The organism is Dactylosporangium siamense (assembly GCF_016862795.1).
Classification (GTDB): Bacteria; Actinomycetota; Actinomycetes; order Mycobacteriales; family Micromonosporaceae; genus Dactylosporangium; species Dactylosporangium siamense.
On the sequence record NZ_BONQ01000035.1, the window covers coordinates 61695 to 72599 of the forward strand.

A 10905-nucleotide genomic window follows, 5' to 3' on the forward strand; every position below is an offset into this window, starting at 1 on the left:
AATCAACGGTTATGGAGCTGCATCAGCTGGCGTACCTGGTCGCCGTCGCCGAGGAGGCGAGCTTCACCCGAGCCGCGGCCCGGCTGCGGATCGCGCAGCCGGGCGTGAGCGCGCAGGTCAGGAAGCTGGAGCGGGAGCTGGGGCAGGACCTGCTGGACCGCTCCGGCCGGGAGGTCCGGCTGACCCCGGCCGGCGCGGCGGTGCTGCCCTACGCGCGGGCCGCGCTCGCCGCCGTCGAGGGTGCCCGGCGCACCGCCGACGAGCTGGCCGGGCTGGCCCGGGGCCGGGTCGCGATCGGGACCGTGACCTCGCACGACGTCGACCTGGCCACGGTCCTCGCCGACTTCCACGCCGAGCACCCCGGCGTCGAGATCACCCTCGCCGAGGACACCAGCGACCGCCTCGTCGACGGCCTGCGCGAGGGGCGCCTGGACGCGGCGATCATCGCGTACGACACCCCACCGCCCGACCTCGACCTGCGCGTCCTGACCGACGAGGCGGTCGACGCCGCCGTCGCCCCGGGTCACGCCTGGGCCCGTCGCTCGACCGTCCGGGTCGCCGACCTGCGCGACCGGCCGCTGATCTGCCTGCGCTCCGGCACCGGCATCCGCGCCATCCTCGAGTCGGCGTGCGCGGCGGCCGGGTTCGCGCCCACGGTCGCGTTCGAGGCGGGCACGCCGCAGGTGGTGGCCCAGCTCGCGGCCCGCGGGCTGGGCGTGGCGATCCTGCCGGCGTCGATCGCGCGGGGCCACGCCGGCCTGCACCCCCTCCGGATCACGAAACCGGAGCTCAGCGGGCGGCTCGGCCTGGCCTGGCGCCGGGCCGGGCCCCGGTCCGCGGCCGCCACGGCGTTCCTGTCGCAGTTCGAAAAGTAGGTCACGTCACCAGGGCACGGGGCCGTCCTCGTCGAAGAAGCCGCCGGTCGGGCCGTCGGCCGGCAGCGTGGCGAGGCGCACCGCCGCGGTCGCGCCCTGCACCGGGGTCCGCGGCCCGGCGTGCCCGTTCATGTCGGTCGCGCAGTAGCCGGGATCGGCGGCGTTCACCTTGATCGCGGTGCCGCGCAGCTCGTTGGCGAAGGAGACCGTGACCGCGTTCAGCGCGCTCTTCGAGGCGTTGTAGGCCAGCAGCGGGTTCTGCGCGTACACGTGCGACGGCTCGGTGGTGAACGCCAGCGACCCCAGCCCGCTGCTGAGATTCACGATCCGGCCCGCATCGGACCGGCGCAGCACGGGAAGGGTCGCGTTCGTGACGGCGACGACCCCGTACACGTTGGTCTCGAACGTCTGCCGCAGCAGGTCGACGGGTGTCCCGCTCGGCGGCGCGCCCCGCTCCAGCAGCACGCCGGCGTTGTTGACCAGCACGTCGAGCCGCTCCAGCGCACCGAGCGCGGCGACGCTCTCCTCGTCGGTGACGTCCAGGACGACCGCCGTGGCGAAGTCGCCGAGCGCCGCCGCGGCCTCCTTGCCGCGCACCGCGTCCCGCGCACCGATCAGGACCTTCATGCCATGTGCGGTGCCGAGCAGCTTCGCGATCTCGAAGCCGATGCCTTTGTTCGCGCCCGTGACGAGGGCCACCCGTGGTTCGCTCATGCCGCCCACGCTGCCCGGCTTCCGCCGCGTGCGGCAGAGCCGTGCCGAACAGCGGATCGCCGGTCCCTGGTTACCGGCGGCGCGTTCCGGCAGCATGGAGGCCATGGACCGGGAACAGCTCGCCGCCTTCCTGAAGAGCCGCCGGGCCGGGGTCTCCCCCGCCGACGCCGGCCTCGACGGCGGATCCCGGCGGCGCACGCCCGGCCTGCGCCGCGAGGAGGTCGCCCGGCTCGCCGGCATCTCGGTCGACTACTACGCGCGGCTCGAGCAGGCCCGCGGCCCGCGCCCGTCCCGGCAGGTCCTCGGGGCGCTGAGCCGGGCGCTGCGCCTGCACGACGACGAGCACACATATCTCTTCCAGCTCGCCGGCGAGCAGCCAAGCCTGCCCGCCGGTCCCTCCCCGCACGTGTCGCCCGGCATCCGGCACCTGCTGGACCGCCTCGACGACACCCCGGCGTACGTGATCGACGCGAAGTACGAGCTGCTCGCCTGGAACCCGATGGCGGTCGCCCTGATGGGTGACCCGGCGGTCGTCATGCCCGAGTCCCGCAACATGATCTGGAACCTGTTCACCGGCCCTGGGCCGATTGACGCCGCGGCGTCCACCTTCGCCGACGAGTGCGTCGCCGACCTGCGCGCCGCGTCGGTGCGGTACCCCGCCGACGAGGGCATCCGGTCGCTCATCGCCCGGCTGCGCGCCGCGAGCCCCGACTTCACCCGCCGGTGGGACGAGCACCAGGTGTGCGTCCGCCGCAGCACCTCGAAACGCTTCGACCACCCCGTGCACGGGGAGCTGGTCTTCACCTGCGAGGTCCTCGACATCGCCGACGCCGGCCAGAAGGTGATCTTCTACACCGCCGAGGCGGGCTCGCACACCGCCTGGGTGCTGTGCTCCCTGCGCCACCAGCCCGCCTACGCGGTCTGACCGCTCAGCGCGCTCAGCGCGCCCAGCGCGCCCAGCGCGCCCAGCGCTCTCAGTGGCGGGCGCCTTCGGCGAGCGGGTTGCGGTTGAGGACCGGGCGCAGCGTCGACGCCTTCGCCGACTCGTGGGTCAGGCGGGCGCTGAGCAGGCCGCCCTGCCTGGCCAGGCCGGCGGCGAGGGCCGGCACGAGCGGCAGCAGCCAGTCCACCATGAACCCGCGGGTCGGCAGGTGCACGACGATCAGCACCGCCAGCGCGACCGTGACGCCCTCGACCTGCCCGCGCCACGCGGCCCGGCCGGACGCGGCGACGGTGGCGCGGCGGGTGATCGTGGCCTTGTCGAGGCCGTCGAGCGCGCGGGTGTCGCGGCGGCCGAGGTTGAAGCAGGCGAACCCGACGGCGGTCGACAGGCCGAGCACCGTCGCGGCGACGATGTTCCTGGTCAGCAGGTAGGTCATCCCGAACACCGCACAGCCGGCACCGCAGGCGAAGAGGGCCCGAAGCCACTCCTTCTTGTCCCCCGGGTACCAGTAGTAGCGGGTGGTGTTGGGCGATATCTGCCGGATGAGCTGGCCCATGCGAAGCTTCCCTTGTTCAGCCGGGTGGCCTCTTGATCATCCTGCACATGGGGGGCGATTTGTCGGGAAACCGCGGTTTAGAACAGCACCGTGGCGAAGGTGCCCACCTGCTGGAACCCGCACCGCTCGTACACGCTGCGAGCAGGCGTGTTGTAGTCGTTGACATACAGGCTGACCGATGGCGCAACCCGCCGCAGCGCGTCGCGCACGATCGCGGCGATCCCGCCCCGGGCCAGGCCCCGGCCGCGCCACTCCGGCGCCGTCCAGACGCCCTGGATCTGGGCGGTGTGCCTGGTGACCACGGCCAGCTCCGCCTTGAACACGACCTGCCCGTTGATCACGCGGGCATACGCCCGGCGGGCCCGGACCAGCTCGCCGACCCGGTCCCGGTAGGAGCGCTCGCCGCCGTCGGCGGTGGGTGAGACGCCGACCTCCTCGGTGTACATGGCCACCGCCGCCGGGAACAGCAGGTCGATCTCGTCGGGCCGCACGAGCCGCACCCCGGGGTCGGCGGGCACGGGAGCCGGCGAGGACGTCGCCATCAGCGGCTGGTTCGGGCGTACGTCCCGCGAAGGCCCCCACGACGGGGCCAGCCGGCTCCACAGCCCGAGGACCGCGTCGGCGGAACCGACGATCGATGAGCACCCGCGCGGCTCGCCGGCGACCATGTCGGCGAACGCCGAGACGGCCGCGGCGGAGGCGTTGACGGGGATCAGGTTCGCACCGAGCCAGCACAGCGACTCCAGGTGACGGCGCGAACCGTAACCGAAGATCCGGGCGTCCTGACGCCACCAGGCCAGCCCGGCCATCGAGATCCGCTCGGCCACCTGGGCGCCGCCGAACGGGTCGCCGTCGAGCAGGCGCTCGACGGAACCGCGTTCGGCGTCGCCGAGGAGCCTCGCCGCCACCGTCAGCATGCGTACAAGCCTGCCAGATCCTCCCGGCGACGGCCGCACATACCCATGGCCGTCGTCTGTGTGTCGGCGCTCAGTGCACCGTCACCGACGGTCCGAGGCCGCGCAGCTCCTCCGGCAGATCGACGCCCATCTCCTCGGCGAGGCGCAGGGCCTCCTCGACCAGGGTCTCCACGATCTGCCCCTCGGGCACGGTCTTGATGACCTTGCCCTTGACGAAGATCTGGCCCTTGCCGTTGCCGGACGCCACGCCGAGGTCCGCCTCGCGGGCCTCGCCGGGGCCGTTGACGACGCAGCCCATGACCGCGACCCGCAGCGGCGCCGGGAAGCCGTCGAGCGCGGCGGTGACCTGCTCGGCGAGGGTGTAGACGTCGACCTGGGCGCGGCCGCACGACGGGCAGCTCACGATTTCGAGCCCGCGCTCGCGCAGGCCGAGAGCCTCGAGGATGGCGTTGCCGACCTTGATCTCCTCGACCGGCGGGGCCGACAGCGAGACCCGGATCGTGTCGCCGATGCCCTCGGCGAGCAGCGCGCCGAACGCGACGGACGACTTGATCGTGCCCTGGAACGTGGGGCCGGCCTCGGTCACGCCGAGGTGCAGCGGGTAGTCGCACTGCTCGGCCAGCTGCCGGTACGCCCGGATCATGACGACCGGGTCGTTGTGCTTGACCGAGATCTTGATGTCACGGAAGTCGTGCTCCTCGAACAGCGAGCACTCCCACAGCGCCGACTCGACCAGGGCCTCGGCCGTCGCCTTGCCGTGCTTCTCCAGCAGGCGCTTGTCCAGCGAGCCGGCGTTGACGCCGATGCGGATCGGGATGCCCGCCGCCGAGGCCGCCTTGGCGATCTCCTTGACCTTGTCGTCGAACTGGCGGATGTTGCCCGGGTTGACCCGGACGGCCGCGCAGCCGGCGTCGATCGCCGCGAACACGTACTTCGGCTGGAAGTGGATGTCGGCGATGACCGGGATCTGCGACTTCTTCGCGATCGCCGGCAGCGCCTCGACGTCGTCCTGGCTGGGCACGGCGACCCGCACGATCTGGCAGCCCGACGCGGTGAGCTCGGCGATCTGCTGGAGCGTGCTGTTGACGTCGGCGGTGAGCGTGGTCGCCATCGACTGCACGGACACCGGCGCGCCGCCCCCGACCGGCACCGAGCCGACCATGATCTGGCGTGACTTCCGGCGCGGGGCGAGCGCCGGCGGAGGGATGGTAGGCAGGCCGAGGCTGACAGCGGTCATGGAGTGCGCCACCTGTTTCAGGGTCCTATTTGAGGCTGATGGGATTCACGACGTCGGCGGTCACCGTCAGCAGGACGAAGACGCCGAGGATGCCTATCACGCCGAGCGTGAGGGGCGCCAGCTTGTAGTAGTCCACCCGACCCGGGTCGGGTTTGCCCAGCCTGGTGGCGGCCCAGGACCGGACGCGCTCGAACCAGGCGATCGCGATGTGCCCGCCGTCCATGGGCAGCAACGGGAACAGGTTGAAGATCCCGAAGAACAGGTTGAGGCTCGCGAACAGCAGCAGCAGCGAGGCCCAGTCGCCGAGCTCGAACAGCTCGCCACCGATCCGGCTGGCGCCGACGACGCTCACCGGCGTCTCCGGGTCGCGCTTCTCGCCGAGGATCGCGTGGAACAGGTTGGGCACCTTCTCCGGGATGTCCTTGAACGAGGCGAACGTCCGCTCGATCAGCGACCCGGTGAGGGTGAACGTCTTGCCGACGCCGTCGACGGGCCCGTAGGAGACCTTCGGCAGATCCGTGGTGCGCAGGTCGATGGAGATGCCCAGCAGGCCGCCCTGCTCCAGGTCGTCCGCGGTGATCTTGTCCAGGGTCTTGTCGGCGGCGACGTTGGCCTTGATCCGCTGCGCCTCGGGGATCCGGGTGGTGCCGCTGAACGCCTTGCCGTCGCGGGTCCAGGTCACCGCGACGTCCTTGTTCACGACCTTCTTGAGCTGCTCGCGAAGCGTGTCCGAGTTGGGCGTGGCGACACCGTCGACGGAGGTGATGATGTCACCCGTCTTCAGGTCGAGCTGCGACGCCGGGCTCTTCGGGGCCGTCGCCGGGTCGCAGGCCTTCGGCGCCTTGGTCTTGGCGTCGTACTCCCACGTGGTGGAGATGCACGGCGCGACCGGGCCGACCCGGACCGGGAGCTCATCCTGCCGGCTCAGGTCGGGGATGCCGACGAAGGAGAACAGCACCCACAGCGTGATCAGCGTGAGCGTGAAGTGGGTGATCGAGCCCGCGCTCATCACGATCGTCCGCTTCCACACCGGGAAGCGCCACATCGCCCGCGGGTCGTCCGCACCGGACTTGCCGGTGGTCGGGTCGATCTCGTCCTCCTGGGGCGTCATCCCCACGATCTTGACGAACCCGCCGAACGGGAGCGCCTTGACGCCATACTCGGTCTCGCCGCGCTTGAACGACCAGATCGTCGGCCCGAACCCGGCGAAGTACTTGGTCACCCGCATGCCGAACCACTTGGCGGTCAACATGTGTCCCGCCTCGTGCAGACACACCGCGAACAGGATCCCCACCGCGAAGAGGACGATCCCAACCGTGAACGCCATCAGGCCCCTTTCCCGCCCGCGATCCGTTCGCGCGCATAGGCCCGCGCCCAGGATTCGGCGGCGAGCACGTCATCGACGGTACCTGGTTCGGCAAAGTCAGGTGCATCCGTAAGGGTCTGCTCCAACGTCTCGACAATGCCGAGGAACGGAAGGTCACCCGCTGTGAACGCGGCCACACATTCCTCGTTGGCGGCGTTGTAGATCGCCGGCCGGCACCGGCCCGCCTCCCCGGCCGCCTTCGCCAGGGCCACCGCCGGGAACGCCTCCTCGTCGAGCGGGCGCAGCTCCCAGGTGTGCGCCGCGGTCCAGTCGACCCCGGGCGCGGCGTCGGCGACCCGGTCGGGCCAGCCGAGGGCCAGCGCGATCGGCAGGCGCATGTCGGGCGGGCTGCACTGCGCGAGCGTCGAGCCGTCGTGGAACTCGACCAGCGAGTGGATCACCGACTGCGGGTGCACCATGACCTGGATGTCGCGATACGCCACCCCGAACAGCTCGTGCGTCTCGATCACCTCGAGGCCCTTGTTGACGAGCGTCGCGCTGTTGATCGTCACGACCGGGCCCATGTCCCAGGTCGGATGGGCGAGTGCCTCCTTCGGGGTGACCCCGACGAGCTGCTCGCGGGTCCGCCCGCGGAACGCACCGCCGGACGCCGTCAGGATCAGGCGCCGGACCTCCTTGGCGGTGCCGCCCCGCAGGCCCTGGGCGAGGGCGGAGTGCTCCGAGTCGACCGGGACGATCTGACCGGGGCGGGCGACGGCCCGCACCAGGGGACCACCGGCGACCAGGGACTCCTTGTTGGCCAGGGCCAGGGTCCGGCCGGCATGCAGCGCGGCGAGCGTCGGGGCCAGCCCGAGCGAGCCGACGACCCCGTTGAGCACCGTGTCGCAGGGCCACTGCGCCAGCTCGGTCATCGCGTCGGGGCCGGCCAGGATCTTCGGCAGGCGGAAGTCGCCGGTGGCCCAGCCGCGGCGGGCCGCCTCGCTGTAGAACGCGAGCTGCAGGTCCTGCGCGGCGGTGGCCTTGGCCACACCGACCGCGTCGACGCCGAGCTCGAGCGCCTGCTCGGCGAGCAGGCGGACGTTGCCGCCACCGGCGCCGATGGCGACCACGCGGAACTTGTCGGGGTTGCGCCGGACGATGTCGATCGCTTGCGTGCCGATCGACCCGGTCGAGCCGAGCAGGACGATCTCGCGGGAGGTCACCCGTCCATTGTCTCAGGCGCGCGCGCACTTCCGGGTTCCCGGCCGGGTTGCCGATGCCGCGGGGGCACGCAGTGGCGTGCCCCCGCGACCGACCGTCATCGCGGTGAATCCCAGATGCCGTCCCCGTTAGTACGCATGTACCAATTATAGATCATCACTTGTCGCCGAGCAATCGAATTACGGCGCCACGCGGTGCAGGTCACGCGGGAACAACGTGGTCTCGCGGACGTTCGCCGCGCCCGTCACCCGTGCCATGAAACGCTCCAGCCCGATCGCGAAACCGCCGTGTGGCGGCATGCCGTGCTGGAACGCCTCCAGGTAGGTCCGCAGTGGCGCCGGGTCCTGGCCCTCCCGGGCGAGCGCGGCCAGGTAGTCGGCGTGCCGGTGCAGCCGCTGCCCGCCGGTGACCAGCTCGAGCCCGCGGAACAGCAGGTCGAACGAGTTGGACCAGCGCGGCTCGCCGGGCTGCGGATGGGTGTAGAAGGGCCGCTTGCGCATCGGGTAACCCTCGACGAACACGAAGTCGGACCCGTGCTCCGCCAGGGCCCACTCCCCCAGCGCGCGCTCGTGCTCCGGGGCGAGGTCCGGCTCGTCCTCGGGCGCGCCGGCGATCTTCAGCGCCTCCGCGAAGTGCAGCGTCGGCACGTCCACCGGCATGCTGACGTCGTAGCCGTGGTTGTTGACGGCGCCGACCATCGCCCGGATCACCTCCGTGAGCACGGCCATGACGTCGCGGTGGCTTTCGATGAACCCCAGCTCCGCGTCCAGCGACGTGTAGGTCGCCAGGTGGCGGGACGTGTCGTGCGGCTCGGCGCGGAACACCGGGCCGACCTCGTAGACCCGCTCGAAGACGCCGACCATCGTCTGCTTGTAGAACTGCGGCGACTGCGCCAGGTAGGCCTTCTGCTGGAAGTAGTCCAGCTGGAACACGTTGGCGCCGCTCTCCGTTGCCGAGCCGACGATCTTGGGCGTGAAGACCTCCGTGAAGCCCTGCTCGTCCAGCGCCGCCCGGAACGCCCCGACCACCGCCGCCGACGCCGCGAACACCTTCCGCCGCGCCGGGTGCCGCAGCGCCACCGCGGCGTGGTCGAGCAGCACCGGCAGCGACGCCTTGAGCTCGGGCCGGAACAGTTCCACCGGCGGCGGCTCGGCCGGCCCGAGCACGGTGAACACCGGCTCGACCAGCTCCACCCCACCGGGCGCCACGCTGTTGGCCACGACCTTGCCGGTGACCTCGACGACCTGTTCCTCTTGTGTTTCGTCGTGCCTGGTCACGATCTGCAGCAGCCCGCCGCGGTCGCGGAGGATGACGAACGTGACGTTGGCGAGGACCCGCCGTCGATGGACCCAGCCGGCGACCGTGACGGTCTCGCCGACGTGCTGTGGCAGCTGGTTGGACAGAATGCGATGCATGACACCTCCCGAGGGACTCCGCTCCCCGGAGGTGTGGGCGATGGGGCCGATCGCGGTGCCACCACACCTTCATCACGACAACGCCGTGACCTCATGCATCCGGCTCCGCACCCGCACCCCCGAGCGCTTGTCAGGCGCCGATGCGTCCGCTTCATCACCGTGCGGGTAGATCATAGGCGGGTTTTCGCTTTCCGCGCGACGGGAATTCAAGCGCTGTGAGCAGCACCCGGCAGGTTCCCGAGACGCGCCTGATGGCCCGCGACGACCTCTCCGCCGACGACGCCTGGCACGCCCTGCGCCGCCACGGCGGCTGGTGCCTGATGCGCGACGCGTTCCTGCGCTTCCGGTACGGCGACGGCTTCAGCCACGCCCGCGCCCTCGGCCTGCAGCTCTGCCTCGCGATCGTGCCGTTCCTCATCGCGCTCACCGGCCTCGTCAGCAAGCTCGGTGTCGCCGAGGGCGGCCAGGTCGTCGCCGACACGGTCCTCGCCCTCACCCCCGGCGCCAGCGACCAGCTCGTGCACGACCTGCTCGCCGACACCGAGCGCACCGAGGACATCGGCGAGTTCGCCCTGACCGCCGGCCTCCTCACCGGCATGCTGGCCCTCACCACCGCGATGGCCCAGATCGAACGCGGCGCCAACCGCATCTACGGCGTCGAACGCGACCGCCCGTTCCACACCAAGTACACCCGCGCCGTCCTCCTGGCCGTCGGCGCCGGCATCCCCGCCCTCGCCGGCTTCCTCATGCTCGTGGCCGGCGGCGACCTCGGCCGCTCCGTCCGCGCCCACTACTCCTGGGGCGGCCCGGTCGACACCGTCTGGCAGGTCCTGCGCTGGCCCGTCAGCGTCGTCCTGGTCGTCACCGCGGTCGCGGCGATCTTCCGCTTCGCCCCTCGCCGCCGCCAGCCGGCCTTCTCCTGGCTCCTCTTCGGCGCCGCCCTGTCCACCGCCCTCTGGTGGCTGATCAGCGCGCTCCTCGCCGTCTACGTCAGCAGCAGCGACGCCTTCGGCGCCACGTACGGCGCCCTCACCGGCATCATGGCCCTGCTGCTGTGGGCCAACCTGACGGGCGTCGCCCTGTTCCTCGGCATCGCCTTCGGCGCCCAGCTGGAGGCGCTGCGGGTCGGCGTCCCCGAGCCGGTCGTGGCCGACAAGTGGGTCCCCGTCGACGAGCAACTCGACCGCGACCCGGACACCGACCCCCAGGCGTTCGCCCACGACCAGCTGAACGCCCCGCGTTGACCTCCCCACCCTGCCCACGCCGGAACGGAAATCTTGAACTACCTGGTGGATTCGTGGCCGCGGGCGACCACCGATCGACCAGGTAGTTCAAGATTTCCGTTCCGTAGGCCGGTACCGGCCGGTCCAGTGATGGACGGTTTCGTTCATTGCGGCAAGACGGTGTTGTAGCACCGAATGACGACCCCGGCGGACCTGGATCAGGTGAGTTCGGACCTGGCTTGGCATCACCGCAAGACGGCACGGACCGGGACCACGCCACCCTGTCGCACGGACGCGTCAGCATCTGGGCGGTGCCATCAAGTCCCCGCGCCGTGAGCTGAATATTTGAAGGGCATGACGACCAGAACACGCGAACCACAACACACGACCCCGCAACAACACGCAGGTCAGCCAGGCGGGTCAGCCACGCAGGTCAGCCGAGCGGGTCAGCCGGGCAGCGACTGCCGCACGGGTCAGCCGGGCAGCGACTGCCGCACG

Annotated in this window: 10 protein-coding genes; 3 read left to right on the forward strand and 7 right to left on the reverse strand. The window is 71.4% G+C overall.

Annotated elements, in window-relative coordinates; genetic code table 11:
• Positions 1-11 precede the first annotated feature (11 nt).
• A complete protein-coding gene (locus tag Dsi01nite_RS12115; protein ID WP_203846203.1) occupies positions 12-875 on the forward strand; it encodes a LysR substrate-binding domain-containing protein in 864 nt (287 codons plus the stop codon).
• A gap of 6 nt (positions 876-881) precedes the next feature.
• On the opposite strand, the gene Dsi01nite_RS12120 is transcribed toward Dsi01nite_RS12115, so the two are convergent.
• A complete protein-coding gene (locus Dsi01nite_RS12120) occupies positions 882-1589 on the reverse strand; it encodes an SDR family oxidoreductase (RefSeq protein WP_203846204.1) in 708 nt (235 codons plus the stop codon).
• Between the two features lie 103 nt (positions 1590-1692).
• Between Dsi01nite_RS12120 and Dsi01nite_RS12125 the strand changes: the two genes are divergently transcribed.
• On the forward strand, positions 1693-2514 hold the full coding sequence (locus Dsi01nite_RS12125) for a helix-turn-helix transcriptional regulator (protein WP_239135845.1): 822 nt from the start codon (positions 1693-1695) through the stop codon (positions 2512-2514).
• A gap of 49 nt (positions 2515-2563) precedes the next feature.
• Here the strand turns inward: Dsi01nite_RS12125 and Dsi01nite_RS12130 are convergent, their stop codons facing one another.
• The 6 genes from Dsi01nite_RS12130 to aspS form a co-directional block, all read right to left on the reverse strand.
• The gene (locus Dsi01nite_RS12130; RefSeq protein ID WP_203846205.1) at positions 2564-3088 is read right to left on the reverse strand and encodes a hypothetical protein; all 525 of its coding nucleotides are present in this window, start codon (positions 3086-3088) and stop codon (positions 2564-2566) included.
• A gap of 77 nt (positions 3089-3165) precedes the next feature.
• On the reverse strand, positions 3166-4005 hold the full coding sequence (locus Dsi01nite_RS12135; protein WP_203846206.1) for a GNAT family N-acetyltransferase: 840 nt from the start codon (positions 4003-4005) through the stop codon (positions 3166-3168).
• 70 nt (positions 4006-4075) lie between these two features.
• Positions 4076-5242 carry a flavodoxin-dependent (E)-4-hydroxy-3-methylbut-2-enyl-diphosphate synthase gene (gene ispG, locus Dsi01nite_RS12140; RefSeq protein WP_203846207.1) on the reverse strand — a complete coding sequence of 389 codons (1167 nt, stop codon included), beginning with the start codon at positions 5240-5242 and terminating at the stop codon, positions 4076-4078.
• Positions 5243-5267: 25 nt separating this feature from the next.
• Positions 5268-6569, reverse strand: coding sequence for a M50 family metallopeptidase (locus tag Dsi01nite_RS12145; protein WP_203846208.1), 1302 nt, complete (start codon positions 6567-6569; stop codon positions 5268-5270).
• Positions 6569-7756: a 1-deoxy-D-xylulose-5-phosphate reductoisomerase gene (gene dxr / locus Dsi01nite_RS12150; protein WP_203846218.1), complete on the reverse strand. Its 1188-nt coding sequence runs from the start codon at positions 7754-7756 to the stop codon at positions 6569-6571. The genes Dsi01nite_RS12145 and dxr overlap by 1 nt, the downstream gene beginning before the upstream one ends.
• Positions 7757-7948: 192 nt before the next feature.
• The gene (gene aspS / locus Dsi01nite_RS12155; RefSeq protein WP_203846209.1) at positions 7949-9184 is read right to left on the reverse strand and encodes an aspartate--tRNA(Asn) ligase; all 1236 of its coding nucleotides are present in this window, start codon (positions 9182-9184) and stop codon (positions 7949-7951) included.
• Positions 9185-9399: 215 nt separating this feature from the next.
• Here aspS and Dsi01nite_RS12160 point away from each other — a divergent pair, with 215 nt between their 5' ends.
• Positions 9400-10428, forward strand: coding sequence for a YihY/virulence factor BrkB family protein (locus Dsi01nite_RS12160; RefSeq protein WP_203846210.1), 1029 nt, complete (start codon positions 9400-9402; stop codon positions 10426-10428).
• Positions 10429-10905 lie beyond the last annotated feature (477 nt).

Bases quoted from the DNA above. Each gene is read 5' to 3' on its own strand.
- Dsi01nite_RS12115 (WP_203846203.1), top strand. From the start codon at position 12: ATGGAGCTGCATCAGCTGGCGTACCTGGTCGCCGTCGCCGAGGAGGCG.
- Dsi01nite_RS12120 (WP_203846204.1), bottom strand. From the start codon at position 1,589: ATGAGCGAACCACGGGTGGCCCTCGTCACGGGCGCGAACAAAGGCATC.
- Dsi01nite_RS12125 (WP_239135845.1), top strand. From the start codon at position 1,693: ATGGACCGGGAACAGCTCGCCGCCTTCCTGAAGAGCCGCCGGGCCGGG.
- Dsi01nite_RS12130 (WP_203846205.1), bottom strand. From the start codon at position 3,088: ATGGGCCAGCTCATCCGGCAGATATCGCCCAACACCACCCGCTACTAC.
- Dsi01nite_RS12135 (WP_203846206.1), bottom strand. From the start codon at position 4,005: ATGCTGACGGTGGCGGCGAGGCTCCTCGGCGACGCCGAACGCGGTTCC.
- ispG (WP_203846207.1), bottom strand. From the start codon at position 5,242: ATGACCGCTGTCAGCCTCGGCCTGCCTACCATCCCTCCGCCGGCGCTC.
- Dsi01nite_RS12145 (WP_203846208.1), bottom strand. From the start codon at position 6,569: ATGGCGTTCACGGTTGGGATCGTCCTCTTCGCGGTGGGGATCCTGTTC.
- aspS (WP_203846209.1), bottom strand. From the start codon at position 9,184: ATGCATCGCATTCTGTCCAACCAGCTGCCACAGCACGTCGGCGAGACC.